Consider the following 25,129-nt stretch of genomic DNA (forward strand, 5'->3'; position numbering starts at 1 on the left):
ACGAGCGATCAGCGCTTGTTTTTTATTAGATACTTATATCCACATCGCTGTTTGTATAGTGACGGAGTCATCTGCCGCTGCAGGGTTCTGCGGAATAACCAGGTATAGCTTGCTCGCCGTTTCTTCTACGACTTCTACATCAATCGTATCCGGCACTTCAATTCCAAAAGCTTCTTTAACAGCTGCCTTCGGATTGACGAGCAGCTGCTGCTTGAATGCTGCATCTTCCCAGGCTTTTTGAATGATTTGGTCTTTCAATGATTTTTCTGCGGACAAATTGATCACCCTTTCGAATATGTATAAGATTACCATATTGAGTATAGCATGCACTTTCGACAAATTATATAAAAAAATTCAAAAAAATACAGAAAAATGTCTATTGTGACTATGCAAATCATTCTAGCTATTGGAAACTAGTTCTGTGCTTGTATAGCGCAAGTCCTGTTCTATTGCTCTTTATTTATTGCAAGTTTAGATAATAAATACTCAAATCCGCCTTTTAACAGCTGCGATCGGTTTGAATCTATCCTCTCGGCTATCTTGTTCAATTGATTTAACATATAGGAGTGAAAGTCTATTAGTTCGACGGCTTCGAGCTCCATAGCGAGCAATCGCACATGATTGTCGCGGGCAAGCTGGACATACTGCTTCAAGCAGCCGCTGACATAAATCGCATTTTCGGCTGTTTGCTCTGTTAAAGCCTCTTCTTGTGAGCTTCTTGAGGCTGAAATCATCGCGAGGAGGCCGTTATAGCTGCCCTCCGCCAAATCCTCCTTCCAGTCTGCCCAGTCATCGGACATTTGCAGCGTCATGAGAATGATGTCGATGGCGTTCTCCAGCTTTGGAATTTTCGCTTCTAATCCGGAAAGCAGCAGCGCTCCCGTACTCGCAATTTTGACAGGACCTGCTTTCCAAGCCATACGGACGGGGTCGGTTATGAAGTAATTGTCTCGATCCTCATTTACCACGCAGTCTGCCCAGGTCGCGACATAACGGTTGTAATAATGCCAAAATGGCGACCCAGAGGGGAAAAGCTCGCGAAATACGCTGAACATCTCCAGCAGAAGCAAATTGCCGAGCGCGAGCTGCTCCTTCCCATTCGAGGAGGGAGCGCTATCCATCACATCATCCTGAATAAAAAAATAAAGCATTCCATATACATTAGCTAATGCAAGCCGCGCGCACTGCGCATCGCTGATGGAGGCCGTGTCTTTCATCCAAAAAGGAAGCAGGGTGCAGATGTAATCCACTCTGCCCATATGCTTGACCGGATGGAACTTGTCTGCATAGACGAGTCCAATCGTATTCAGCGGCTTCGGAAAACTGCCAATTCGCTGCTGCGCTTCTTCAAAAATTTGCTCTAGCTGCTGTTTATAACGGTCAATCCAATCCATTATTTCATACCCTCCGCAACCTTCTAATAGGCTTCATTCGTCTATACGAATGAACTTATTGAAGCATATATATAGTAAATGAACGATGATATTCTTAATCTACTATACCACGCAGGAAACAAGAAAAAGTTAACATTTTTTTAAATATGAGGGAAAGAATGATGAATCGCTTATTGAGTAAATACAGATTATCCAGTAAAATGAAATAGGATTGAGAAAGAAAAAAAGGATAGTAGATGAGTCTGTATCATGCAATACGAACAAAGCTGGACTAAAGTCGGGGATAGATCTATTACCTGAGCAGGTTAAGAAATTCATTCTCCTGCATTAAAGTTAATACCGTGATGAAAGTTCTTTAATGTGGAGGTCGTATGGAATGAACAGAGAGTTGGATATTTATGTGTTATTGACGAATACAGGGACGTTATTCTCGAAAACCATACAATTATACACCAAGAACAGGTTAAATCATGCATCAATCGCCTTTGATCGAGAGCTTACGGAGGTGTATAGCTTCGGGAGGAAAAATCCGAACAATCCTTTTATTGCGGGATTCGTGAAAGAGGATGTCCGCTGCGGATTTTTTGAGGATACGACCTGCGCCCTCTACAGATGTTCAATCAGTCAAAGCGCATATATAGATATTCGCAAACAGATACATCATATGGAGCGAAATTGCGACCAATACAAATATAATTTACTCGGCATGCTGGGCGTAATGTTCAATATTGAGATGAAGAGGGAGCACGCGTACTTCTGTTCGCAGTTTGTAGCTTCGGTATTCGAGCAGAGCGGCGTTTGCTTAGTCGATAAGCCATCGCTGTTCGTCACCCCGGGGGATCTGGAGAAGACCTCAATTCTCGAGCTTGTATATTACGGCAAGCTGCAAGCCTATGCCTGCTGCAAAGAGGAGCTTCCAGCTACTGGAGCGTTTCGTACCGCATAACGAAAGATCTCTCATCGGGAGGTCTTTTTTTCTTTCTTGGACAGAAAGGTTTAAGGGAGGATCTAACGATGTCAATAATTACGATTGGAGACGCTAAACGATTTGAGCGAAGGCGTAGTGTTTGTGGTATGATTTGTGGAAAAGGGAGGAATCGCCATGAAAGGACAAGGCGTTTTAATTTCCGCGTTAGTATTTGCTCTGCTTATTGCTGTTTTCGCTGTCATTAATGTCGAATCGGTGCGGGTGAACTTCCTGTTTACCGAGGCGTCGCTGCCTCTTATTCTCGTGATTCTCATCTCGACACTGCTAAGCGGACTGACGATTGGGCTTTTAGGCATGATCCGTCAATTCCGTCTTCAGCGGACGATCAAGGGACTGGAGAAGAAGGTAGCTGAGCTGACTGAAGAAGTCGAAATGCTCGGAGGAATGCCGACAGCCCGCGTGGAGCCGCAAGAAATTGCAGCAGAGCCGGTTAACAATTAGCGCATTCTAGATTGTGAGGTCTTCATGTTTATTTATACTTATGCATGCCATGAAACAGAGTCTGCCTTATGCGAGCTAGAGCTTCGTACGCTGCTTGGACAGCCTATACAAGGCGGAGCGGTGATCAGCGATATTGCGATTTCACAGGATCGAAGTCCATTCGTGAAACGGAGAATCTGTGTTATAGCTGCGGCAGACAGCCTGGAGGAGTTAATCATTAAGCTTTCAGGGGTTGAGCTTAATGGTCGAACATTTAAGGTGCTGTTTACCTCAGCGGAGAAGTCCTTCACCTATGAGGAGCAAAGGCAGCTGGAGCGCGCTGCAGGAGCTGCAATACGCGGGAAGGCGGTGATGCGAACACCGGAGCTGCTGTTCGGGTTATTGAAGCTCAAGGAAAAGTGGTATTTTGGTCCATGTGAGGAGAATCATGCTGTGTGGCTGAAGCATCAAAGCAAGCCGCAAAACTATTCTACCGCGCTCCCGGCCAGAACGGCCAGAGCTATCGTTAATATTGCCGCCGGTCCTGCTATTGAGCATATTAGCATGATTGATCCCTGCTGCGGAATGGGCACTGTTCTTATAGAGGCGATGTCTATGGGAATCAGCATTGAAGGTGTGGAGCTTAATCCTCTTGCCGTAAGAGGGGCTCGTGTGAATTTGGCTCATTTTGGTTATCCGGATCGCGTAAAACGGGAAGATATGCGGTTGATTAGAGACAGCTATGATGCAGCAATCGTCGACCTGCCATACAATTTATGCTCTATCCTGCCGAAGGACGAGCAGCAAGCGATGCTGGAAGCTGTGAGGCGATTCGCTAAACGAGCGGTCATTGTTACGACGGAACCGATTCCGCATCAGCTGGAAATGGCAGCTTGGCGAGTTGCCGAATGCATTGCCTTGAGCAAAGCCTCTTTTACCAGATATATAAGTGTAGTAGAATAAGTATGATGTAGCGTATGAAGCGAGGTGAACCTATGTCTACAATGGAACAGAACGAATCTGCAGAGCAGCCGAAGAAGCTGACACAAGCAGAGAAAGCAAAGCAGCTGCTAGCTCAGAAGAAGCAAGCACAAGCTGGCGGAGCTCCTGGCCAAAAGCATCTTTCGACCGGGACGCAGGCGTTGAAAAGCCAGAACACGAAAAAAGTCAATAACCAACGTAAAAAAATGGGTGTATAGCAGCTGGAGCGGACTTGTGCCCACAGCAATAGCGACAAAGCAGGACGCCGGCTGGCAGCAGCTTGGCGTTCTGCTTTTTTTCATGCCCAGCTGTCTTATGCTGAAGCGAGAATAATGGTTATCTGCTTAGCGCATGCTGAGGAGGACGAAATACTCGGCCGTAGTGACAGGCTGGGTCTATGCAGAAACCAGTGAGTGCATGAAACGTAAAATATGACAGATTCTTTTTATATACGGAGGGATTCGTTATGACGGCGACTAGTACATCACGACTCAGCATCTATTTGCTTGCCGGTGTGGCAACGTCCAATAGCATATTTACGGAATGCAAAATAAAGCTGGAGAAGCTGTTTCGGGAAAGCGGTGTAGAGCCGACCGTTCATGTCATTTTTCCATATGGTGATGCCAGCCGCAGTCTGGTTAAGCAAGTACTGGAGGTACGGAGTGATTTATCCAATCGAATGAGGGCTGGACGTATTGGCGGCAAGCACGCGCTGGACAAAATCAAACAAACGTTAACTGGTGATCGTATGCTGCTAATCGGCCATAGCGGCGGGGGAGCGGCAGCCTATCAAGCGGCTAAAATGCTGTATGAGAAGGAAGAGGCAGAAGATTTTCGCATCGTACAGGTGGGCTCGCCGAGAACCCCGATTGAACCCAAGCTGCAGGAGCGTGTCTGCTATTTTTATTCCATTGACAGCTCAGGTAAGCTTAACGATCCCATCAGCAGAATCGGAACGTGGGGAGGCTGGATCCGCAGCGGAAATATGATGCCGCGGTGGAATCGAATGAAATATGCGCCGGGCTATGTCGAAGGGATTCCTATGGTTGGCGGACATGCTGATTATTTTCGTCACACAGAACCTTATAAAGACCAGGAGGCCATCTGCAACTTGGACAAAACGGTTAATCGGATGCGCCAGTGGTTGAAAGGGTGGGCATGAACCTTTACAATGAGGTTAGAGTAAGCAACGGACTTATAGCAACAATTGGACTGTTTGCGAATACAGGAGGTGAGCGGCTATAGCGAATACTCATACGTACTCGAAACGAGAGGAAATTGCGAATGCGATTACGCATGGCATCGGAACGGGCTTAAGCGTTGCTGCACTAGTGCTGCTGATCGTCTTCGCGACAACGAAGGGAACGGCATTTCATGTGGTAAGCTTCACCATCTATGGAAGCGCGATGCTGCTTCTTTATACAGCCTCTACGCTTGTGCACTGCTTTCCAGAGGGAAAGGCTAAGCGTGTATTTGAGGCATTAGACCATTCATTCATCTATGTATTTATTGCTGGAACGTATACTCCGATTTTGTTTCATATCGTTCAGGGAGCGCTCGGCTGGGTGCTGTTCGGTATCGTATGGGGAGCTGCCGTTGTCGGCGTTGTGTTCAAATCGTTTTTTGCCAACAAATTTCTGTTTACTTCTACATTAGTTTATATTGCGATGGGCTGGATTATCGTGTTCGCATGGAAGCCGCTTACGACGCATTTGGCTCCGGGCGGGGTACAACTGCTCGTGACGGGCGGCTTATTGTATACGTTCGGAACGGTCTTCTATATGTGGCGCAGCTTCCCGTATCATCATGCCGTGTGGCATTTGTTCGTGCTTGGCGGCTCGATTGTCCATTTCTTCGCGATCCTGCTGTATGTATTGCCTGCGTAATAAGGGGAGTTTTTTAAAATAGTGAGGAATATCTCATTCGTTATGAAGCTATATGCTTCATGATGATCGGAGGTTCCTCACTATTTTTATATTCCGGAATGAAGTGTCTCACAGCTCATTAGCTGGGCACCAGCCAGGCGGCTCGGTGCAAATGGCCATGGCAAAGTCGGGGGCCTCTTGCGAAAGATCTGCGAAGTAGCTCGGCAGGATATGGTTGCGGACCACCGAACCCATGCGGAAAGAGCGCTTAACCTCACCTTTTACATGCATATAGTAATAGGCTTGTTTCGTCTTTGGCGATTGGTAGACGAGCGTTGGGAGATGGGGAACGATATCGAATTCATTCTGGAATCGCCAATGGGTCGCGATCGTCGTGTTGTATTGGCGTACAAATGCTGGATCGCCAACCCGCGGCGCGCCAAACGTATAGACGATGGGAGATGTAAAAGCGGTATTGCTCGCCAAGTCATACGAGGCAAGCGTAGCTAGCGCTCCCCCCAGGCTATGACCAGTTACGAACAGAGGCTTATCCTCCGGAAGCTGCTTCACCAGCTCTAAAATTTGATTGCGGGCAGACATGTAAATATCAGTAAAGCCTTTATGCGTCAGCCCGGCGTTTTTGACGGGACGGTAAGGGGTCTGCTGGGCAATGAAGTCGGCTACCCAGTCCACCGCTGAGCCGCTGCCTCGAAAGGCGAGCACAGAAGCGTGTTCCGAGGTCAATACAAAGCCAAACCTCTCCTCGCTGCTTTCAGCAGCCTTCGCCCAAAGCTCGCCCGCCAGTTTGTATGTTCTTGGAACAAGAAACAGGCCGTCCTTATTATTGAATTGCATATATGTTTGTCCGCACACCGCAGCCAAAAACAAAGCCGTTTGAAGATCCAGATCCTGTGCTGCAGCCCTATTTTGCATGTAAACCCCCATATCATCCCTCCGTTCCCCGATCTGATGGTTATTGTAATGTATGTTGCGGCAGGCGAATGGGTACCAGCGGATATGAAATGGACTTAGCTATGCTGCAGAGCAAGAAGGCTTGCTGGATATTGATGCAGGGCGAAAAACGGAGTATGCGAATCAGACGGATCCATACAGTTTGGAGAATGAAGCCTTTCTTCATGCGTCAAATCAGGCGATGCCTTGTGTATCCGCTCCACTTACGCGGATGCGTGGCGGACGCACAGGGTAACCATAGCTGCGAATGAGTCGGCGCGGACAGGTCTGCCAGTGAAGCTATAAATGAAAGAGGAGCTCTCTTCTAAGGATGAATTACACCTTAAAAGACAGCTCCTAAGCGTATCATTTACTTATTTACTCCGATATCGGCGAGATCTTCCCTCGGTAGAGGAAGTCTCTTCACTAGAACGGGTTGTAGCCTGTTTAGCTCGGCCGCTCGATTTGGAGCTGCGGGACCGTTTGGACCGGGACTTGGAATTGTCGTTCGTAATTTCCTGCGGCCTGCGTCCATTCAGCAGATCACCCGTCCAGCCCTTCTTCCACAGCCATATATAGATGATGACAGTGATAATAAATATTCCCGTCGTCATGCTGGTAAAGCCCCACTTATTATCCTTCCACGGCAAAATTTCAAAGTTGACGCCCCAAATGGCGCCTATAACCGTAGCAGGCAGAAACAGCACTGTAAATATTGTCAGCGTCTTCATAATATCGTTGCCGCGGAAATTAGAGATTGCGTCGTCCATCGATATGAGCGTATCGATTTCAAGCGCGTAATGCCGGAGGAGCTCATCGATTCGTTCTAATTTATGGGTAATGCGCTTAAAGCTGTCCGTCTCGGTCAGTTCCTCCATAAACGCTTCCTTAGCGGCACCATGAACCTCTCTCACCGGAATGAAGAGATGACTCCAGTGGAGCAAATCATAGCGGCGTTCGAAAATTTCATCAATTAGACCGGTGCGATTTTCCTTGCGCATCGTGGATTCGAGCTCGCCCAGCCTCGCCTCAAAACCGTCCAGTCCAGCATGAAACGTATCTAAAATGATGCCAAGCATAACAAAAAAACCTTCCGCTGCGGAACTGCACTCGTTAAGCTTCGGCGTATACTGGGGAGCTTGCAGCCTAACCGCCAGACGAATGTCATGATGCATCGTAATCAGACGCTTCTGCTCGATCCAGAAATGGAAGGGCTGTACATCCGACTGCTCCTCCGTGACTTGGAACATAAGGGTACCGTAGAGCAGAGGTTCGGTGTCTGGCCCTTCTCCAACGGATATATGATTCGAATGTCTGCCAGCGCATTCGTCTATCCATGACGCGCAAGCTGGAAACAGCCGTTTCAGCTCATTCTCTTGCAGCCTGACTGCCGCAAGCTTCATGCTTGATGCAGCATGCAGAGCTTTCATCTCTCCGCGTGCATCATCCGATTTATTCAATATTTCTTTCCTGCTAGGCAAAGATTCTTGCTTTACTGTCTGCGGCTCATCTTGCTGCAGTACATGCCATTCCCATCCTGCGGGAAAGCGAAGCATTCGATGGGACATCGCTTTGCCTCCTGCTTGTCCGATTTTCCAAATTCTTATTTATCCATCATACTCTGAACTGGAAATATGCACAACCTATGATGCTGAATAATCATTTATCCGATTTGATACGTCAAAATCAGGGCATACCAAATATAGCTTCTATACAATCGAGATGGGGAGGGTACAGCAATGACAAGAAAATTAGCGATATTTGATACCGAGCAGCAGGCCATACATGCGATCCAGCAATTGGAGCAGTCAGGCTTCGTCCCTGGCGAGCTTAAGGTGCTCACGAAGGACTCTGAGCATTCCAGAAGGATTGAAGCGGAAAGTGACGTCCATGCCGATGAGCTTCGCGAGCTGGAAGAAGCATCGGCGCAGGATGCGCATGGGTTAGATGGCCCCGGCGTTGTCGCAACAGCAGGCTCCGGCGGAATCGGCTTTGTCGGCGCATATGGGCTTGTTGGCTACGGAGCCGCTTCTTCCTATGCCGGAGGCGGTTATCCATATGCTGCTGTAATTGCTGATCATAATCAGCATCATGGCGTTCTGCAGGCACTTGGTTTAGATGATAAGGAAGCAGAGGCATGCTATCAAGCGCTGCAAAATGGTTCTGTCATTGTTATTGCAGAAACGGACGAAAGCAAATCGCTGCTGGATAAGGACGGCGGTCCTGATTTATCCCGCCTCGGCGTAGCGGAGGCGGTGATGCGCCAGTGTAACGCTTCATCAATTGTAGCAGAGACATAGGATGACGCGCTGACTAGAGGGCGAAGACCATTTGTATAGGCCTGAATCAGCAGCAAGCGATACTAAAAAAGCCCGTTATTGCCGCAAAGAAGGCTGAGCAGTAATAGCGGGCTTTCATCTTATAGCTATCGCTATACATTGGCTAATGATTTACGGTCAAGCTTTACGATGTCGGTTATAGGATTTTTTTCACCTCGTATGAGATCCCGCAGCAAATGAGCGGCCAGCATACTGTGCACAGTGCCGTTTCCCCCGTAACCTAAGCAGTAATACACATTATCCCAAGCGGGGTCTACACCAATAAAAGGAAGGCCGTCGCGTGATTCTCCGAACGTTGCACTCCATTCGTATTCAATTGGAGCTTGCAGCTCAGGAAAAAGAGCCTGGAGCTGAGCAAGCAGCTTGTAGATGCGTTTCTCTCTGACGTGCTCGTTGTGAACTGGCTGCTCCTCCTCCTCGTCAAGCCCCCCGATGACAACGCGGTTATCAATCGTCGTTCGCATATATAAGTATGGCCTTGCGGTTTCCCATATAAGATAGTTTTGATACCAGCTGCTGAGATTTTGCTGGACGCCGGTTACCATCGCAAAGGAACGATTTAATTCGGCTTTAATCAGCTGACCGCGCAATTCCTCCGGTTCATAGCCCACGGCATAAACAACCTGCTCCGCTTCAATTTCATACCCGTCAGCGGTTCGAAGACGATGCAGCCCGTTAGGCAGCGTATCATGCGATGCAACATCGGTTTGCTCATAAATCCCGAGACCGGCGTCAACGGCAGCATCGGCTAATGCATTGACGAATTGATAGGGATTCACCTCGGCATCTCCATGGGTTACGATTGCGGCTGGCTTACGGAATGGAAACCTTTTAGCAATCTCGTCCGATTCCCAGAACTCGACTTCCAGCCCACAAGCCTTAAGCGCCTCATATTCCTTCTTTAGCTTGGGAAGCTCTTGCTCGGTTGAGGCGTAATATAGGCTGCTTCGCTGCTTGAATCCGACATCGACCGAAAGAGCGGCAGCTGTTTTCCCCAGCAAGTGGACAGCATCCTTGCAGGCGTTGTAGAAGGCGCGTGCTTCGTGTTCGCCAATTTGCTTGGAGAGATCACATAACATTATATCGTTGGAAATTTGCAGCAGTCCGGTATTGGCAGACGTGCTTCCGCCAGCGACTTGTCCTCTCTCGAGAATGACGGCAGGAATGCCGCTGTGTGTAAAGACGGAGCCGCATATGGCGCCTGACATACCGCCGCCGATAATCGCGACCTGTGTTTTTATGTTTTCTTGCAAGGACGGGTAATCTCTCGTGCTGCTTAAAGTTGCCGGCCAGTACAGTTTTCCGGTGTAGAGCTCCTTCATAGATCATCACTCCCTAAGATAGTATTACCCGTTTTTTCGAATATGAAGCTTAAAAAGGATGCGTGGAACATATTAGACTTTTTGCTCTTTCCCCAGCGTTCGCATCGCATTCCGATAAGCAGTGGGGGATTGTCCGTGCATGCGCCGGAACTGCTTGGAGAAGTAGAGCGCATCCTGCAGCCCGACGGATGCGGCGATCTGCTCAACGGTGAGCTCGGGACGCTCGCGGAGCATATGGCGCGCCTTGTCAATGCGCAGCTTCAGCAGGAAGGTTACCGGCGATGCGCCGGTACGCTGCTTGAACAAGCGGGACAAATACGCCCGGTTGTATCCGAGCGATTCTGCCATTTGTTCAATAGAGACAGGTTGGGCGTATTGCGTGGATAAGTAGTGTACGACCTGCTTCAGCAAATGGTCGCTCTCCGCCTGCGAGGTGCGAAGCGTGTTTCCGCTTTGCGGGTGAAGCAGCGTTTTGTACTCGGCTAATAAAAGATAAAGGTAGCCGACCGCCATCATGTCCGCAGCTCCGTCTCCCCGCCGGAAGGTTTCATAGATCTGACGAAACAAACCGTCAGCTCTGCGCCAGTTCGTAGATAATACAACTTGCTGGACAGCCTTGATGCCTGCCGACAAGACAAGCTCTGCCGCTTGATTTCCATTAAAAGCGACCCAGCGGTAGCGCCACGGATCTTCGCCATCCGATTCATAGCTGATGAGCTGCTCCGGCTCAATCAGAAATGTGTGACCCGCACCCAGCATATGCGTCTGTCCTTCACAAATGAACTTTCCTTTTCCCTCGAGCACAATGTGCATCAAGTAGAAATCGTATACCTTCGGTCCGAGTCGGTGCAGCGGCTTTGTCTGGCTCTCTCCGGCAAACAGCACATTCAAAGGGCTGTTCTCGTTCTGTGCAATAATCGGGTTAGACGCTACCGTATACCTATCCTGATGCATATAAATGACATCTCCTTCAAATTTGAATTTGTATGAGAATAATTGTACGAATAATATCATCTTAGCATGTCCGATCATTATTCAAAAAGTCACATAAATCCATGTGATAAGCACTTAGCGCCATTTTGTTTTCAACCCGTTTACCGTATACTTAAGTTGAAAATAGAGGTCACACTACACTGATAAAAAAGGAACGTGATAGCAAATGGCAAACATTGAGGAGCTAACACAGCAATTTATACAGCAATACGGCGAAGAGGCGAATGACATCGCCGTCTTTCATGCTCCGGGCCGCGTTAACCTGATCGGTGAGCATACAGATTATAACGGGGGCTATGTGTTCCCGGCTGCATTAACCTTTGGAACAACGCTGCTTATTCGCAGGCGTTCTGACAGCCAGCTTGGATTGGCATCCACAAACTTCCCAGCCGCGAAGCAGTTTTCACTCGATACAATCGTTTATGACGATATTGACGACTGGATGAATTATCCAAAAGGAATTGTGAACGAGCTTCAGCAAAGTGGCGTAGCATTCAAACATGGTTATGATCTGCTTTACCACGGTGAAATTCCGAACGGAGCAGGACTTTCCTCCTCCGCATCCATCGAGGTTGTTACCGCTTATGCGCTTCAAACCATGGAAGGTTTGCCTGCCGATAAAGTGAGGATCGCCCTTCTGTCGCAAAAGTCCGAGAATGACTTCAACGGCGTGAAATGCGGCATTATGGATCAATTTGCCGTTGCAAACGGGAAGAAGGATCATGCCATCCTGCTGATGTGCGATACGCTGGAGTATGAGCTTGTGCCGTTTGATTCGGGCAGCTATAAGCTCGTAATCGGCAACACAAACAAGCGGCGCGGCCTTGTCGATTCGGCGTATAACGAACGCCGCAGCCAATGCGAGCAGGCTGTTGAAGATCTGCAAGCCGCATTCCCTGAGCTGAAGCTGCTCGGTCAGATCAATCTGGAGCAATTCAATTCAGCGAAGCACTTAATCAAAGATGAAACGGTTCGTAAGCGTGCTCAGCACGTTGTAGAGGAAATCGATCGTGTGCTTCAATCGATCCAAGCGTTGAAGGCGAATAATCTTGGTAAGTTCGGCCAGCTTATGAACGGATCGCATGATTCGCTGCGCGACTTATATGAGGTTACGGGCGACGAGCTTGATGCGATGGTGGCTGCGGCTCGCCAAATTCCGGGCGTGCTTGGCTCCCGCATGACAGGCGCGGGCTTCGGTGGCTGCACCGTCTCGCTTGTTCATGAAGACAGCGTTGAGAGCTTCAAGGAAGAGGTTGGCCGCAATTATAAAGAAGCAACAGGATTAACGGCTGACTTCTACGTATGCACGATCGGCAACGGTGTAGAACGACTCGTATAATCTTGATTTAAACATAAATTCTGAATATCGAGAGGGGAAATTATCAATGGCAGTACTTGTAACAGGCGGAGCAGGCTATATCGGATCACATGCAGTAGCGGCGCTGCAGGAGCGCGGCGAGCAAATCGTCGTGGTAGACAACATGCAGCAGGGCCACCGCCAGGCATTGCTTGGAGGCAAGCTGTATGAAGGAGATCTTCGCGACGCAGCATTTATGGATGCCGTGTTCCAAGAAAATGAAATAGACGCAGTCATTCACTTTGCAGCGAATTCACTTGTTGGCGAAAGCATGAAGGATCCTGGAAAATACTATCATAACAACGTCTACGGCACGCTTTGTCTTTTGGAGAAAATGAAGGAATACAATGTTCGCAAAATTGTATTCTCATCAACGGCGGCAACCTATGGCGAGCCGGAAAACGTGCCAATCGATGAATATGACCGTACGCTCCCCACGAATGCTTACGGCGAAACCAAGCTGGCGATGGAGAAAATGATGCGCTGGTTTGATGTCGCTCATCAAATTAAGTTCATCTCGTTACGCTATTTCAACGCTGCGGGGGCGCATGAGAGCGGCAAGATCGGCGAGGACCATAGTCCTGAGACGCATCTTATTCCTATCGTGCTTCAAGCAGCACTTGGACAGCGGCCGCATATTTCAGTATTTGGTGAGGATTATGATACGCCGGACGGTACCTGCATTCGCGATTATATTCATGTCAGCGACCTTGCGGATGCGCATGTATTAGCCGTTGATCGTCTGCGTTCCGGCGCGGATAGCTCCGTCTACAACCTGGGCAACGGCACGGGCTTCTCCGTTAAGCAGGTGATCGGCATCGCGCGGGCGGTTACCGGAAGAGAAATTCCGGCTGTATTCGAAGCCCGGCGCGCCGGTGATCCTGCTGTCCTGGTCGCATCGTCCGAGCGTGCCCGTCAGGAGCTGGGCTGGAATCCGAAGCGCGACAAGCTGGAGGATATCATCAAGAGCGCATGGAGCTGGCAAGAAGCGAATCCGAACGGCTACAACGACTGAAGCTTATCGTTCAAAGGAAAGGGGCTGTACCTCGTGGCAAATGAACAACAAGCGCCCTCGGCAAACGAAGCGCTTATTGGGATCGAACGGCTGTTGCAATTCGCATTGCAGCACAAACTTATAGAAGAGCTTGATCTGTACGCAGCTCGGAATTCACTGCTGGATCTGTTCCATTTCTCGGAGCCCCATGAAGGCTTGATAATGGAGGAAAGTTTGGCAAGCGCAGTAGAGCTGCTCGAGCCGCTGCTCGATTACGGCTTCTCAATTGGACTTATACCGAATAATACGACGACGTATCGCGATCTGCTCGATGCGCGCATTATGGGACTATTGCTGCCGAGACCGTCGGAAGTGAACGCAGCTTTCCGGCGCAAGGCGCAAGCGGAGGGGCTGAAGGCGGCGACAGATGCCTTCTACAGCCTTAACATCGATTCGAATTACATTCGGATGGATCGTATAAGCAAAAATCAATATTGGCTGTATGAGACTGAATTCGGCAAGCTGGAAATTACAATCAATTTGTCGAAGCCGGAGAAGGACCCTAAGGAAATTGCGCTGCTTAAAACAATGCAGCAGGCTCATTATCCGAAATGCTTGCTTTGTGCGGAGAACATCGGCTATGCGGGGCGGCCGGATCATCCCGCGCGTCAAAATTTACGGGTGTTGCCGCTGACGCTGCAGGCGGAGCAGTGGTACCTTCAATATTCTCCTTATGTCTATTACAATGAGCACAGTATTATTTTCAAAGGCGCGCATGAGCCAATGGCGATATCGCATTCGACCTTTGCGCGTCTGTTGGATTTCGTGGAGCAATTTCCGCATTACTTCATTGGTTCAAATGCCGATCTGCCGATCGTCGGGGGCTCTATCCTCAGTCACGATCATTTCCAAGGGGGGCGACATGTGTTCGCCATGGAGGATGCTTCTACGGACATGATATTTGCTGATTCGAAGCTCTCTGGCGTTCGCTTCGGAATCGTGAATTGGCCGATGTCGGTCGTAAGGGTGAACGGCACGTCAAAGGCGGACGTTCACCGCGCGGCATGCCGTCTGCTTGATGAATGGCGGGGCTACAGCGATGCGTCTGCCGATGTGCTGGCTTTTACCGAGCAGGCGGACGGCTCACGGACACCTCATAATACGATCACACCGATTGCGCGGCTGCGGGATAACGGCGAATTTGAAATCGATCTCGTCCTGCGCAACAATCGTACGAGCGATGAGCATCCAGACGGCATATTCCATCCGCATCAGCATTTGCATCATGTAAAGAAGGAAAACATCGGCTTGATCGAGGTAATGGGTCTCGCTGTGCTGCCTGGCCGCTTGAAAGAGGAGCTGGAGCAGCTCGCAGCCTATTTGACCGGCGTATTACCGGCACCTGAGGAGCTTCGAAGTCCTTCCCATCCGTTGCATAAGCATGTGGACTGGATGTTCGAGCTGATTGAAAAATACGGCAAGTCCGCTTCCGCCGAACAGGCAAAGTTGATCCTGCAAGCAGAAACAGGCGTCAAGTTTCTTGATGTTCTTAAGGATGCGGGCGTTTATAAACGCAACGAAAGTGGAATAGCCGCATTTGAACGCTTCCTGACCACAATCGGCCTGCAGAAACGATAATAAAACAGGACCTCCAGCATTGCTGAAATGTCAGCGTATGCCCGAAGGTCTCTTTTTTTAGAGCCCAAAGTCATAATACAAACATTCATAATTATGAATTTATATTTATTTGTAAACAGCCAAAATTTATGTTATTTTTTAATACATAAGAATTTATAAATTTCTAATTTATAGATATTCTTAAATAGAAATAAACTATTTATCGGAGGGGTAGAAATGTCCGAAAAAATGCTGCCGCTAGATGATTTTTTGCAGCTGAGCACTGATGAGCAGGTTGAAAAGCTAAAGCGCTGGAAGATGGACTACACGCTGAAGGATATTAGGGAGGCTTGGAACTTCAAGCACTCTGCGCAATATTATATGCTGTTGAAGAAGCTTCGTATTTACGAAAAAGTCGTGAACAAGTCCGATAAATTTTATCCTGTACAAGAGCAAATGTTGACTAGAGGGAGCGGAGGCGGCGAGCGCGGCTGGAGCGGTCAAGGAGCTTACGATGAGCGCAAGCTGCCATCCGATAGCTTTGATTATCATTTGAATACAACGCTTAGCGGACCTGATCTGGCGGATAAGCTGGAGAGAATTGCACATTTTCTTAAGGGCGAGCATAAGAATGTTACGATTAAGCTGTCCATTGAAGCGGCTGAGGAGCAAGCGGAGGAGCAGGAGTAAAGCTTCGGCAGGCGCGAGAAAGAACCGAGATCAATCAATATGTCGATCTCGGTTTTTTTTGTCGAATAATAAAAATATATGTCTTTTAATGGGATATTTTTACTGTAAAATCTATTGCTGTGAACGGAGCTTGCCAAGCTCCGATACGAGCGCCTCGACCTCGCTGATGCTGAAATTATTTTTTGAGGCCACGACCTCGTAAAGGTCCTTAATATCCTCGTATTGCTCGATTTTGTAGTGAGAAGCTTGCATGGCCGCGGCGGAAGCCATCTTCAGCTTGGTTTTAATCACTTCAATCATAAACTCTACATTTTCCTGTGTTGGCGCTTCTAAATTGTTCATAGGGTACCTCCTCGATTTGCATTGCTGTAATTGTATCATGTTTCAAATGGCTGTGACCATAAATTGAACAGGATGTTGAAATTGGATACAATTAAAAGAAGTCATCAGTTACAATTGGATCTTTTTAATGTAAGGCGGGTGTTTGTGCGACGGAACAGACAGTACATTTAATGAAAAGTGAATTGAAGCCATTTCTTGAAAGGATAGCTGGCGAGCATCCAGACCGCAGCCGCGTCGTGTTCATCTGCATAGGAAGCGACCGCTCAACCGGTGATTCCTTCGGTCCGCTCATCGGCTCCATGCTGAAGGAGCGCGGATGGACTAATGTCATTGGCACGCTGGAGCAGCCGTGCGATGCGCATGCCGTTGAACATGCAGCGCTTACGTTGCAGGAGGATGCAGTGGTTATTGCCATTGATGCCTGCCTTGGCAAGCCGAAGTCGATCGGTGCATATATCACTGCGGAAGGACCGCTGCAGCCAGGCAAGGCCATTGGAAGACGGCTTCCGCCAATTGGCAGCTACAGCATCGCCGGCGTGGTGAATATGAATGGGCCGAAAGCTTATTGGATGCTGCAGACGACCTCCCTTTATCGCGTTATGCAAATGGCGAAGGAAGTGTCGGAAGCCATCGACGCCGCATGGGGCAGAAACGAGCAGCAGCAGTCCATAGGCAAGCATAATAAAACCAAAACGCATAAAGGGGTGTTCATGCCATGAGCAGGGAAGCAGAGAAATACAGCAGTTCGATTGCGCATCGCAAGTTATTTTTGAATAATGGAGTAGAGCTTGCTTATTATGATTCCCATCCTGACGATGGAGGCGCGGCGGACGGCATTTCTGAGACTGTTGTGCTGCTGCATGGCTACTGCGGGAGTTCTGCTTACTGGGAGTCGATCGTGGAGACGCTTGAGCAGTCTGTGCGTGTTATAGCGCCAGATTTACGCGGACATGGTTATAGCTCAGCTCCTGATAATGAGACATATACGATGGAAATGTATGCGGACGATCTTGCTCACATGCTCATTCAACTGCAAATTCACAACGCGATTGTGCTCGGCCATTCACTAGGCGGTTATATTACGCTTGCATTTGCAGAGCAATACGCGAAGAAGCTATCCGGCTTCGGCCTCATCCACTCTACCGCACTTGAGGACAGCGACACAGCCAAGCAAAATCGCGATAAAGCGGTCACAGCATTAGAGGAAAACGGCGTTGTTGCATTTGTAGACGGATTAGTGCCAAAGCTGTTTGCTCCGGGTAATGTAGAGGCAATGGCGGAGGAGATTGAGCGCGGCAAGCTTATTGGCTATGGCACCTCACGCCAAGGAGCCATTGGAACGGCAAGAGGAATGAAGGCTCGAGCCAACCGTACAAAGGTGATCGAGAGTGCCAATTTGCCGGTTATTCTCGTTGCGGGTTTGAATGATAAGATCATTCCAGTGGAGAGCGCCTTTGCGGCCGTGAATGATAATACGGTAAAGGTTGAGCTGGACAGTGCCGGACATATGGGGATGATCGAGCAGCCGAAGGAGCTGATTGCAGCGATCCTTGGTTTTGTTAATAAGGTTGGAGGTTAACCGCTTTTCAGCGGGATAAGGGGGAAAGCCTTTTGTTTCAACGTGATTATTTCATGAGAATGATTGAGCAAATGACGGAAGCAATCGGACAAATCTTAAATTTGCGGCGGGAACGCAAGCATGAGGAGGCGCTGCTTTATATCGATGATTTGCTGGAGCAGCGGTTTCGATTAAGCAGCAAGCTTATCCGTTCTTTGTCTGATGAGGACCTTATGAAGGTGATGACGACGAACGGTGTGCTGGAGAGCGATTATGTGCAGGTGATTGCCTTATTGATGAAGCAGGAGGCGCAGCTTACTCTCGAGCTTGGACGCGAAGCGGAGAGCTATGCGGCAAGCTTGAAATCGCTGCATCTGTTCATTCGTTTATCGTTAATAGGGGCAGAACCAACGATTGCCGAGCCTCGTGAGCAAATTGCGGAATTGTTGGAGGAGCTGCGTCCTTATGAGCTGCCTGCGCCAACCAAACGGCTGCTGCTGGAATGGCATGAAGCAGAAGGCCGCTTTGATAAAGCGGAGAATGTGATGCACGAGCTGCTGCAGGATCATGCGCTGCGAGCAGAGGAGGCCGCTGACATCTATAGGCGCATGCTGCGTTATAGTGATGAACAACTGGAGACAGGCGGCCTGCCCCGCGAAGAAATTGAGCACGAGCTGGAAGCGCTTTTGAAGACGTAAATAAAACGTTAGACCTCCATTGTCTAAGGACGGATAGCAAATTAAACGGGATCATACCTTTAGGAGTGAATGGCAGACCATGACAGAGCAATGGCAGCAAGACATAAGCAAATGGATTGAGAACGGAGAGCTGCTGCAGGCAACGCTTAGTCAGCCACGGCGCAAGGATGGAGCGACAGCACCAAAAACCGTCATTCGTCCTGTTCAGCTGAAGAACGGACTGCACTATCAGTTTGAGTATCATACCTCCAATAAAGTAACTCATGACAACGTAGCGGAGAAGGAAGCTGCCGGTCAGTTGACCCTGCTGCTGGAGCAGCAGTATCGCCAGGCGCTCGTTAAGACGCCTGCGGCGGATGTGCAGCTGCTATTCAACAAGAAAGGGAAAGCGTCGATGCTGACGAGGACGGCTACCGGCGGGGCGCGTCCAGACAGCCTTCAGCATAACAGGCAGAAGCAGCGCGTGCTGGCAGAGGGCAAGGCGGCGCCATTTCTTGTTGAGCTGGGCATAATGAGCCCTGAGGGGCAGGTCTATGCGAAGAAGCAGGATAAATATCGGCAAATCAATCGTTTTTTAGAGATGGTAACCGATGTACTCTCCTATTTGCCGGCCGATCGCGAGCTCACGATTGTAGATTTTGGCTGCGGCAAATCCTACTTAACATTCGCGCTCTATCATTTGCTCGCTATCGAGCAGAAGCGGAGCATTAACGTTGTCGGGCTGGATTTAAAAGCCGATGTCATTGCCTTTTGCTCAGCGCTTGCAGAGAAGCTTGGCTATGACAAGCTTCGCTTTCTCGTAGGCGATATCGCCGATTATGAGGAGCTGGAGGCGGCCGATATGGTGGTTACGCTGCATGCATGCGATACGGCTACGGATGCAGCGCTAGCTAAGGCTGTCAACTGGGGGGCGTCGGTCATTATGTCGGTGCCATGCTGCCAGCATGAGCTGTTCCGGCAGATTAGCAATGAAGTGCTGTCGCCAATTTTGTCGCAAGGGCTGCTGAAGGAGCGCTTTGCCGCTCTGGCGACAGATGCCGCAAGAGGTACACTGCTCGAAGCTCTAGGGTATAAGGTGCAAATGCTGGAGTTCGTGGATCCCGAGCATACGCCCAAAAATTTGTTGATCCGAGCCGTAAAAAATGAGCAGCAAGTCTTTTCTGTGAATAAGTGGCAGCAGTACGAGCAGTTCCGGCAGTTTCTGAATATTTCTCCAACCTTGGAGCATATGCTGTCCGAGCGCTGGCCCGATCATGAAAAAAATAAAAGATTTGAATGAAAAGGCAATTGTCGATGCATTTAACATTTGCTACAATGGAAGAAGATGGCTATCAAATGAATGGGTGAACCGTATTGGAATGGATGATATGGCTAGACTTTAGTATGTTTCTCGTACTGCTTGGCTTGTTTTTCTACGTGTTACTTTCTAGCTCCGTTACGGTATTGCATCGCATTTACTTATTGCTTCATGTCGTATTTACGATTTGGCCTCTTTTTCAGTTTGCGTCGAATACTGTTTCTTCACCCTTTTTCAAAATGTTCTATCTTACGGCTTCCTATATCAGTCTTTCTTTGCTAGGCGTAGGGTGGTTTGTATTTACCGTATTTCTCACCGGCCAATCGTATGTTATACGGAAAAGCCGGTTGTTCGTTTTGTCTATCCCTGCTCTTCTTTCGGTTCTAGCTGTAGTCATTAATCCGAACGGGATGTTCCTGAAGGTTAATACGGAGCTGGATCCGCTCAAGCAGCTGCAGCATGGGCCCTTGTACTGGATCATGATTGCGCAGCTGCTTCTCTACATGACCGTATCCGTCACCATCATGGTGTACAAGCTGCGCGCTAAAGAGTCCGAGAGGCAGAGAACATTAGTTAGGACAGCAATGACCGGTATGTTTGTGCTGCTGCTGTTCTCCATCCTGGATCTAGCCGTTAATGTGATGCTAATCGATAACTTTACTCGCTACATTCCGTTTATTTCGATCGGAATGGCATTTGCTGCTGTATATCTGGTGCATGCAATTAGCCGCAATAAGGTATTCGATATTATTCAATTGGTGCAGCGAGATGTGATGAATACGATGTCTATGGGCGTAATCGTGCTTGATGAGAATGATATCATTATTGAAGTGAACAGAGTGATCAAGCCGATTATTCGGCTTCATATTGGCGATAAATTTGATCCTGCCGCTATAGCCTCACACTTTAAAGGCTCTGTAGCTCGTGATTTTGAAGCCTTTTTGCAGGTGCAGCGCAAGCGGCCGTTGGAGAGACTGGAATTTGAGCTCGCCTTCGATCATGAGAAGCATCAGCATATTATTGTCCAGTCCGCCCCCATACTGAACCATAAGAAGACGCCAGTCGGAAGGGTCCTTACGTTTCAGGAGGTAACGGAGCTTCGGCAGCTGGTCGAAGAAACCAATCGACAGAATGAGCTGCTGCAGGACCGGAACCGGGATTTGCTTATTATGCAGGATGAGCTGTTTCAAGCCAACAAGAAGCTGGAGCAGATGGCGATTACCGATGGCTTAACGGGCTGCTTCAACCGTCGTTATCTGCTGCATCAGCTTGAGCAGGAGGTGGTTGCCAATATTCGCTACGGTATCCCATTTTCGATTTTCTTATTTGATCTTGACCATTTCAAATCCATTAATGATAAGTTTGGTCATTTAGTTGGCGATGAGGTGCTGTGCAGCACCGTCGATGCCGTTAGGAGCACGCTGCGGCTAACCGATATTTTGGCGCGATACGGCGGAGAAGAATTTACCGTCTATTTACCGCATACGAACCGTGAGCAAGCGGATATTATTGCCGAGCAGCTTATGGAAGCGGTGGAGCATAACCGAATAAATACAGGAATTAGCGACCATTCCATCTCGGTAACGATAAGTATGGGCGTTATCTCTATAGAGCAATTTGAGCCAGCTGATCTTGCTGATCCGAAAGCATTTTTACGTGAATTGCTTGCACAAGTAGACGCCGCATTATACGAAGCGAAGTATAATGGCCGTAACCGTATCGTGAAGAGAAAGCTTGCCTAAAACCCGGATGCGAATGTTCGGGTTTTTTTCAGGCTGATCACGTAGTCAGTATAGTTGAGTTCTGATAAAATAGAGACCAACAACATCCGGTTGCATCGCCATAACAAGCAAAGGCAGGAACTAATCTAATGAGAAAAGTGCAAATTGGAATGATCAAGCCGGGAGACAAGCTTGCAAAGCCAATTTATCAGGACAATGGCAACATCCTTCTTGGAGAAGGGGTCGAATTAAATGATCGATACATTGATCGGTTGCTTGATTTGGGCATCGATTTTTTATTCATAGAGGATGGGTTGACGGAGGATCTTATTCCTGAGGATACCATTCGTGATGAGACCCGTAAGCAAGCGGTGGATACGATATATAAAACAATGAACGCCTTCAAGGACCAAACCGAATCAAAGGGTCGAACGATTGCACCGGACATGGGCCGTAATTTCCGTGCGGTATTTGGACAAATTATGCAGGATCTGGCAACCAGACCGAATATGTTAGTTAATTTAACAAGCATTCATTCGGCGGATGCCTATTTGTTTCAGCATTCCTTCAATGTTGCCGTGCTTGCGGGCATTATGGGGATTGCGAAGGGCTTTAATCGAAATCAGCTAGAGGAGCTCGGCATCGGCGCACTGCTCTTCGATATTGGCATGACCAAAATTCCTCAGAAGCTGCTTAGCAAAAAAGGGAGCTTTACGAGGGAAGATCTCGCAATTTTGCATAGTCATCCGAAGGAAGGCTTCGAAATTTTACGAAAGTATCACGACATATCGATTGTTTCTGCGCATTGCGCGCTGCAGCATCATGAACGATATAATGGGTCGGGTTACCCGCGAGGGCTGAAGAAGGATGAGATTCATATGTACGGACAAATTGTCGGTTTAGCAGATACCTTCGATGCGCTTACGTCGCCGCGGCCGCACAGGAAACGGTATACGGCCAATGAGGCGATCGAATTTTTGTTCGCTGCTGGTGGCACCTTTTTCGATTTGGAATTGATCAAGCTGTTCTGCAAGCATATTTCAATATATCCCGTCTCGACTATGCTTCTTCTAAACACAGGGCAAGTCGGGGTCGTATCGGCAAATACTGAGCTTGCCGTGCATCGTCCGCGCGTACGGATCATAAAAGAATCGGATGGCAGTCAGCCGAAATCGCCATATGAGATTGAGCTAAAGAATGAGCTTCAAATTACAATTGTGAAGGAGCTATAGCCTCGGATGAGAACGAATATGACGGATATAGAGTCTTTCGGGCTTGTTGGAGGATTAAACTTGCAGAAGCTTTCCATTCTATGACGGAGGTGTCAATGGATTGGAGGGTTTCTTTTTTTTGCGGCAGCGGCAGTTTCGCTTTGAATATGCGGTGGATTAAGTTAAAATAAGGAGAAAAAGCTCGATCAGGGGAAGTGTGCTACGCCATGGGATTAACTCAGCACCACAAGCTATCGAAGCTGGATGTGCTGCGAAGAGTACTCTTTATAACACTCGGCGCAGTTCTGGTCTCGATCGGGCTGGAAATCTTTCTCGTGCCTAACCGAATTATTGACGGGGGTATCGTCGGTATTTCGATCATGGCCGCTTATTTGTTTAAGGTACCGCTAGGCATTTTTCTATTTGTTCTCAATCTTCCTTTTTTGTTTCTGGGATATAAGCAAATCGGCAAAACCTTTGCCATCTCGACCTTATATGGCGTTACGGTTATGTCGATCGGGACAATTCTGCTGCATCCGGTTCCTGCGCTGACGGAAGAGCCTTTTTTGGCTGCGATATTCGGCGGTGTCATTCTGGGCATCGGGGTGGGAATGGTTATCCGTTTTGGCGGATCGCTGGACGGTACGGAAATCGTCGCTATTTTGGTTAATAATCGTATTCCGCTGTCAGTAGGCGAGACGGTTATGTTTTTTAATTTGTTCATTCTTGGCAGCGCCGGCTTCGTCTTTGGCTGGGATCGCGCGATGTATTCGCTTATAGCTTATTACATCGCGTTCAAATTGATCGACATCACGATTGAAGGCTTCGATGAGTCGAAGGCCGTCTGGATTATTAGCGATGAAGCTAATGAGATCGGTGCCGCGATTATGAGCCGGCTCGGTCGCGGTGTCACGTATTTGCATGGGGAAGGCGGATTTTCAGGCGGCAGCAAACGGGTGATCTTCTGCGTCATTACACGGCTTGAGGAAGCGAAGATGAAATCAATTGTTCACGAGCTGGACCCTGTGGCGTTTCTAGCCGTCGGCAATATCCACGACGTGAAGGGCGGACGGTTTAAGAAACGTGATATTCACTAACACTGATCGCAAAAACGCAGGAGCGAATGCGGGACTAAAGCGGGAAAATGATTATCGTGCAAGGATGAAGGAGACATGGCGGTGGATGAGTTTGCGCGTATTCATCATTGGACGGGAGCGCGGCAGAATGAAGATTGGCAGCGGCAGCGCGGCGTAGTTGTCGGCATTGGTGATGATGCCGCTGTCGTGGATGTTATCGCTGCGGCCGATGGGATAGAGGGGCCGAAGCGGCTGCTGCTGGCGGTCGACACGATGGTGGAGACCATCCACTTCAATGAGACGACGATGCGGGACGCGGATGTCGGCTATAAGGCGCTAGCCGCGAACATTAGCGATATTGCCGCGATGGGAGGCGTGCCTTTGCATGCGCTCGTGTCGGTCAGCGTGCCGCCCTCGTACAAGCCGGAGCAGATGCGGAGGCTGTATGACGGGCTGTACGAATGCGCCGAGCGCTATGGGGTTGCCGTTGCGGGAGGCGATACGACTTCGTCGCCGGAGCACCTGGTTGTCGCGGTAACGGTGACGGGAACCGTTGAAGCGGGGCGGGAGCTGCGACGCTCAGGCGCTATGCCGGGCGATGCGGTGTTTGTGACCGGTGCGGTGGGCAAGGCGGCGGCGGGTCTGCATGCGCTGATGGCCCAGCGGGCGAAAGCGGTACAACGGCGCGAAACGCGCAGCGGGGCAGAGACTACCGAATCGAGCGGGATTGTTGTTACCGACGCGCAAGACGCCAGATTTGATACAGCGGCAGAAGGCAGCGAGATTGACAAGGTGATTGCTGAGGCTTGCGGTATAGAGCTTGCACAGGTCGCTGCAATCGTGCAGGCGCATCGTCGTCCGAGCCCTTCTGTACGAGCGGGACGGCTGCTGCTTGAAAGCGGGGGATGCAGGTCGTTAAATGATGTTAGCGATGGTCTGGCAAGCGAGGCTTGGGAAATCGCTGAGGCGTCTGGCATACGTCTGGTGCTTAGCGAACAATTGCTGCCGAAGAGCGGGAGTATGACTGCTTATGCTTCTAAGGCTGGCATCGATCCGTTGGAGTGGATGCTCTATGGCGGAGAGGATTATGTTTTGCTGGGAACTATGGCTGCGGAACAAGCGGAAACGATGCGACAAGCCTTTCATGCGGAAGGGATGCCCTTCTACATCATTGGGGTAACCGAGGCCGGCGCGCCGGGTGTCGAGCTCGTACGCGGCGATTTGAAAAATAAGGGAGCTTCGTTGAAGGCTTCTGGAGATGCTAAAAGAGTTAAGTTGGAAAAACGGGGATACAATCATTTTTCGTCATGAACGG

27 protein-coding genes are annotated in these 25,129 nt (G+C 49.1%); 20 read left to right on the top strand and 7 right to left on the bottom strand.

What is annotated here, in order from left to right; all coding sequences use genetic code 11:
• Nucleotides 1-33: 33 nt before the first annotated feature.
• Together ACO9K6_RS12740 and ACO9K6_RS12745 are read right to left on the bottom strand one after the other, a co-directional pair.
• A complete protein-coding gene (locus ACO9K6_RS12740; protein ID WP_424768040.1) occupies nt 34-285 on the bottom strand; it encodes an NHLP leader peptide family RiPP precursor in 252 nt (83 codons plus the stop codon).
• Nucleotides 286-446: 161 nt separating this feature from the next.
• A complete protein-coding gene (locus ACO9K6_RS12745) occupies nt 447-1,394 on the bottom strand; it encodes a hypothetical protein (protein ID WP_424767941.1) in 948 nt (315 codons plus the stop codon).
• Between the two features lie 376 nt (nt 1,395-1,770).
• Between ACO9K6_RS12745 and ACO9K6_RS12750 the strand changes: the two genes are divergently transcribed.
• The 6 genes from ACO9K6_RS12750 (at nt 1,771) to trhA (ending at nt 5,669) form a co-directional block, all read left to right on the top strand.
• Complete coding sequence (locus ACO9K6_RS12750) at nt 1,771-2,340, top strand: hypothetical protein (protein ID WP_424767942.1); 570 nt, start codon at nt 1,771-1,773, stop codon at nt 2,338-2,340.
• Nucleotides 2,341-2,496: 156 nt separating this feature from the next.
• Nucleotides 2,497-2,823, top strand: a complete 327-nt coding sequence (locus ACO9K6_RS12755) for a LapA family protein (protein ID WP_424767943.1) — start codon at nt 2,497-2,499, stop codon at nt 2,821-2,823.
• A gap of 24 nt (nt 2,824-2,847) precedes the next feature.
• Nucleotides 2,848-3,765, top strand: a complete 918-nt coding sequence (locus tag ACO9K6_RS12760; protein ID WP_424767944.1) for a TRM11 family SAM-dependent methyltransferase — start codon at nt 2,848-2,850, stop codon at nt 3,763-3,765.
• A gap of 32 nt (nt 3,766-3,797) precedes the next feature.
• Nucleotides 3,798-4,001 (top strand): hypothetical protein, encoded by a 204-nt coding sequence (locus ACO9K6_RS12765; RefSeq protein WP_424767945.1) that lies wholly within the window; start codon nt 3,798-3,800, stop codon nt 3,999-4,001.
• Nucleotides 4,002-4,249: 248 nt separating this feature from the next.
• Nucleotides 4,250-4,945: a lipase family protein gene (locus ACO9K6_RS12770; RefSeq protein ID WP_424767946.1), complete on the top strand. Its 696-nt coding sequence runs from the start codon at nt 4,250-4,252 to the stop codon at nt 4,943-4,945.
• A gap of 79 nt (nt 4,946-5,024) precedes the next feature.
• Nucleotides 5,025-5,669 carry a PAQR family membrane homeostasis protein TrhA gene (trhA, locus tag ACO9K6_RS12775; RefSeq protein WP_424768041.1) on the top strand — a complete coding sequence of 215 codons (645 nt, stop codon included), beginning with the start codon at nt 5,025-5,027 and terminating at the stop codon, nt 5,667-5,669.
• Nucleotides 5,670-5,777: 108 nt separating this feature from the next.
• Here the strand turns inward: trhA and ACO9K6_RS12780 are convergent, their stop codons facing one another.
• Together ACO9K6_RS12780 and ACO9K6_RS12785 are read right to left on the bottom strand one after the other, a co-directional pair.
• The gene (locus tag ACO9K6_RS12780; protein WP_424767947.1) at nt 5,778-6,593 is read right to left on the bottom strand and encodes a lipase family protein; all 816 of its coding nucleotides are present in this window, start codon (nt 6,591-6,593) and stop codon (nt 5,778-5,780) included.
• Nucleotides 6,594-6,973: 380 nt separating this feature from the next.
• The gene (locus ACO9K6_RS12785) at nt 6,974-8,167 is read right to left on the bottom strand and encodes a magnesium transporter CorA family protein (RefSeq protein ID WP_424767948.1); all 1,194 of its coding nucleotides are present in this window, start codon (nt 8,165-8,167) and stop codon (nt 6,974-6,976) included.
• A gap of 171 nt (nt 8,168-8,338) precedes the next feature.
• Here ACO9K6_RS12785 and ACO9K6_RS12790 point away from each other — a divergent pair, with 171 nt between their 5' ends.
• Nucleotides 8,339-8,899, top strand: a complete 561-nt coding sequence (locus ACO9K6_RS12790; RefSeq protein ID WP_424767949.1) for a hypothetical protein — start codon at nt 8,339-8,341, stop codon at nt 8,897-8,899.
• A gap of 131 nt (nt 8,900-9,030) precedes the next feature.
• On the opposite strand, the gene ACO9K6_RS12795 is transcribed toward ACO9K6_RS12790, so the two are convergent.
• Nucleotides 9,031-10,260: an NAD(P)/FAD-dependent oxidoreductase gene (locus tag ACO9K6_RS12795; protein ID WP_424767950.1), complete on the bottom strand. Its 1,230-nt coding sequence runs from the start codon at nt 10,258-10,260 to the stop codon at nt 9,031-9,033.
• A gap of 72 nt (nt 10,261-10,332) precedes the next feature.
• Nucleotides 10,333-11,214 carry an AraC family transcriptional regulator gene (locus ACO9K6_RS12800; RefSeq protein ID WP_424767951.1) on the bottom strand — a complete coding sequence of 294 codons (882 nt, stop codon included), beginning with the start codon at nt 11,212-11,214 and terminating at the stop codon, nt 10,333-10,335.
• Between the two features lie 205 nt (nt 11,215-11,419).
• Here ACO9K6_RS12800 and ACO9K6_RS12805 point away from each other — a divergent pair, with 205 nt between their 5' ends.
• The 4 genes from ACO9K6_RS12805 (at nt 11,420) to ACO9K6_RS12820 (ending at nt 15,911) form a co-directional block, all read left to right on the top strand.
• Nucleotides 11,420-12,592: a galactokinase gene (locus ACO9K6_RS12805; RefSeq protein WP_424767952.1), complete on the top strand. Its 1,173-nt coding sequence runs from the start codon at nt 11,420-11,422 to the stop codon at nt 12,590-12,592.
• A gap of 46 nt (nt 12,593-12,638) precedes the next feature.
• Complete coding sequence (gene galE, locus ACO9K6_RS12810; RefSeq protein WP_424767953.1) at nt 12,639-13,625, top strand: UDP-glucose 4-epimerase GalE; 987 nt, start codon at nt 12,639-12,641, stop codon at nt 13,623-13,625.
• A 33-nt stretch (nt 13,626-13,658) separates the two neighbouring features.
• Entirely contained in the window at nt 13,659-15,242 is a 1,584-nt protein-coding gene (locus tag ACO9K6_RS12815) for a UDP-glucose--hexose-1-phosphate uridylyltransferase (protein ID WP_424767954.1), read from the top strand.
• 216 nt (nt 15,243-15,458) lie between these two features.
• The gene (locus tag ACO9K6_RS12820; protein WP_424767955.1) at nt 15,459-15,911 is read left to right on the top strand and encodes a hypothetical protein; all 453 of its coding nucleotides are present in this window, start codon (nt 15,459-15,461) and stop codon (nt 15,909-15,911) included.
• Nucleotides 15,912-16,022: 111 nt separating this feature from the next.
• Here ACO9K6_RS12820 and ACO9K6_RS12825 read toward each other — a convergent pair whose 3' ends face one another.
• Nucleotides 16,023-16,253 (bottom strand): DUF1128 domain-containing protein, encoded by a 231-nt coding sequence (locus ACO9K6_RS12825; RefSeq protein WP_424767956.1) that lies wholly within the window; start codon nt 16,251-16,253, stop codon nt 16,023-16,025.
• A gap of 170 nt (nt 16,254-16,423) precedes the next feature.
• Between ACO9K6_RS12825 and yyaC the strand changes: the two genes are divergently transcribed.
• From yyaC to ACO9K6_RS12870, 9 genes are all read left to right on the top strand, one after another.
• Entirely contained in the window at nt 16,424-16,972 is a 549-nt protein-coding gene (gene yyaC / locus ACO9K6_RS12830) for a spore protease YyaC (protein ID WP_424767957.1), read from the top strand.
• On the top strand, nt 16,969-17,832 hold the full coding sequence (locus ACO9K6_RS12835) for an alpha/beta fold hydrolase (protein ID WP_424767958.1): 864 nt from the start codon (nt 16,969-16,971) through the stop codon (nt 17,830-17,832). Before yyaC ends, ACO9K6_RS12835 begins: the two co-directional genes overlap by 4 nt.
• Nucleotides 17,833-17,864: 32 nt before the next feature.
• Complete coding sequence (locus tag ACO9K6_RS12840; protein WP_424767959.1) at nt 17,865-18,509, top strand: DUF6483 family protein; 645 nt, start codon at nt 17,865-17,867, stop codon at nt 18,507-18,509.
• A gap of 79 nt (nt 18,510-18,588) precedes the next feature.
• Complete coding sequence (locus ACO9K6_RS12845; RefSeq protein WP_424767960.1) at nt 18,589-19,788, top strand: class I SAM-dependent methyltransferase; 1,200 nt, start codon at nt 18,589-18,591, stop codon at nt 19,786-19,788.
• A gap of 83 nt (nt 19,789-19,871) precedes the next feature.
• Nucleotides 19,872-21,548: a histidine kinase N-terminal 7TM domain-containing diguanylate cyclase gene (locus ACO9K6_RS12850; protein ID WP_424768042.1), complete on the top strand. Its 1,677-nt coding sequence runs from the start codon at nt 19,872-19,874 to the stop codon at nt 21,546-21,548.
• Between the two features lie 128 nt (nt 21,549-21,676).
• Complete coding sequence (locus ACO9K6_RS12855; protein ID WP_424767961.1) at nt 21,677-22,759, top strand: HD-GYP domain-containing protein; 1,083 nt, start codon at nt 21,677-21,679, stop codon at nt 22,757-22,759.
• Nucleotides 22,760-22,965: 206 nt separating this feature from the next.
• A complete protein-coding gene (locus tag ACO9K6_RS12860) occupies nt 22,966-23,835 on the top strand; it encodes a YitT family protein (RefSeq protein ID WP_424767962.1) in 870 nt (289 codons plus the stop codon).
• Nucleotides 23,822-23,992, top strand: a complete 171-nt coding sequence (locus tag ACO9K6_RS12865; protein ID WP_424768050.1) for a hypothetical protein — start codon at nt 23,822-23,824, stop codon at nt 23,990-23,992. The genes ACO9K6_RS12860 and ACO9K6_RS12865 overlap by 14 nt, the downstream gene beginning before the upstream one ends.
• The gene (locus ACO9K6_RS12870) at nt 23,911-25,125 is read left to right on the top strand and encodes a thiamine-phosphate kinase (protein WP_424767963.1); all 1,215 of its coding nucleotides are present in this window, start codon (nt 23,911-23,913) and stop codon (nt 25,123-25,125) included. Before ACO9K6_RS12865 ends, ACO9K6_RS12870 begins: the two co-directional genes overlap by 82 nt.
• The last annotated feature ends 4 nt before the right edge of the window (nt 25,126-25,129 follow it).

Source organism: Paenibacillus praedii, assembly GCF_049725345.1.
Lineage (GTDB): Bacteria > Bacillota > Bacilli > Paenibacillales > Paenibacillaceae > Pristimantibacillus.

Excerpts from the sequence above, each read along its gene's own strand:
- ACO9K6_RS12745 (WP_424767941.1), bottom strand. The coding sequence starts at position 1,394 with ATGGATTGGATTGACCGTTATAAACAGCAGCTAGAGCAAATTTTTGAA.
- ACO9K6_RS12750 (WP_424767942.1), top strand. The coding sequence starts at position 1,771 with ATGAACAGAGAGTTGGATATTTATGTGTTATTGACGAATACAGGGACG.
- ACO9K6_RS12755 (WP_424767943.1), top strand. The coding sequence starts at position 2,497 with ATGAAAGGACAAGGCGTTTTAATTTCCGCGTTAGTATTTGCTCTGCTT.
- ACO9K6_RS12760 (WP_424767944.1), top strand. The coding sequence starts at position 2,848 with ATGTTTATTTATACTTATGCATGCCATGAAACAGAGTCTGCCTTATGC.
- ACO9K6_RS12765 (WP_424767945.1), top strand. The coding sequence starts at position 3,798 with ATGTCTACAATGGAACAGAACGAATCTGCAGAGCAGCCGAAGAAGCTG.
- ACO9K6_RS12770 (WP_424767946.1), top strand. The coding sequence starts at position 4,250 with ATGACGGCGACTAGTACATCACGACTCAGCATCTATTTGCTTGCCGGT.
- ACO9K6_RS12780 (WP_424767947.1), bottom strand. The coding sequence starts at position 6,593 with ATGGGGGTTTACATGCAAAATAGGGCTGCAGCACAGGATCTGGATCTT.
- ACO9K6_RS12785 (WP_424767948.1), bottom strand. The coding sequence starts at position 8,167 with ATGTCCCATCGAATGCTTCGCTTTCCCGCAGGATGGGAATGGCATGTA.
- ACO9K6_RS12790 (WP_424767949.1), top strand. The coding sequence starts at position 8,339 with ATGACAAGAAAATTAGCGATATTTGATACCGAGCAGCAGGCCATACAT.
- ACO9K6_RS12795 (WP_424767950.1), bottom strand. The coding sequence starts at position 10,260 with ATGAAGGAGCTCTACACCGGAAAACTGTACTGGCCGGCAACTTTAAGC.
- ACO9K6_RS12800 (WP_424767951.1), bottom strand. The coding sequence starts at position 11,214 with ATGCATCAGGATAGGTATACGGTAGCGTCTAACCCGATTATTGCACAG.
- ACO9K6_RS12805 (WP_424767952.1), top strand. The coding sequence starts at position 11,420 with ATGGCAAACATTGAGGAGCTAACACAGCAATTTATACAGCAATACGGC.
- galE (WP_424767953.1), top strand. The coding sequence starts at position 12,639 with ATGGCAGTACTTGTAACAGGCGGAGCAGGCTATATCGGATCACATGCA.
- ACO9K6_RS12820 (WP_424767955.1), top strand. The coding sequence starts at position 15,459 with ATGTCCGAAAAAATGCTGCCGCTAGATGATTTTTTGCAGCTGAGCACT.
- ACO9K6_RS12825 (WP_424767956.1), bottom strand. The coding sequence starts at position 16,253 with ATGAACAATTTAGAAGCGCCAACACAGGAAAATGTAGAGTTTATGATT.
- yyaC (WP_424767957.1), top strand. The coding sequence starts at position 16,424 with ATGAAAAGTGAATTGAAGCCATTTCTTGAAAGGATAGCTGGCGAGCAT.
- ACO9K6_RS12835 (WP_424767958.1), top strand. The coding sequence starts at position 16,969 with ATGAGCAGGGAAGCAGAGAAATACAGCAGTTCGATTGCGCATCGCAAG.
- ACO9K6_RS12845 (WP_424767960.1), top strand. The coding sequence starts at position 18,589 with ATGACAGAGCAATGGCAGCAAGACATAAGCAAATGGATTGAGAACGGA.
- ACO9K6_RS12850 (WP_424768042.1), top strand. The coding sequence starts at position 19,872 with ATGATATGGCTAGACTTTAGTATGTTTCTCGTACTGCTTGGCTTGTTT.
- ACO9K6_RS12855 (WP_424767961.1), top strand. The coding sequence starts at position 21,677 with ATGAGAAAAGTGCAAATTGGAATGATCAAGCCGGGAGACAAGCTTGCA.
- ACO9K6_RS12860 (WP_424767962.1), top strand. The coding sequence starts at position 22,966 with ATGGGATTAACTCAGCACCACAAGCTATCGAAGCTGGATGTGCTGCGA.
- ACO9K6_RS12870 (WP_424767963.1), top strand. The coding sequence starts at position 23,911 with ATGGCGGTGGATGAGTTTGCGCGTATTCATCATTGGACGGGAGCGCGG.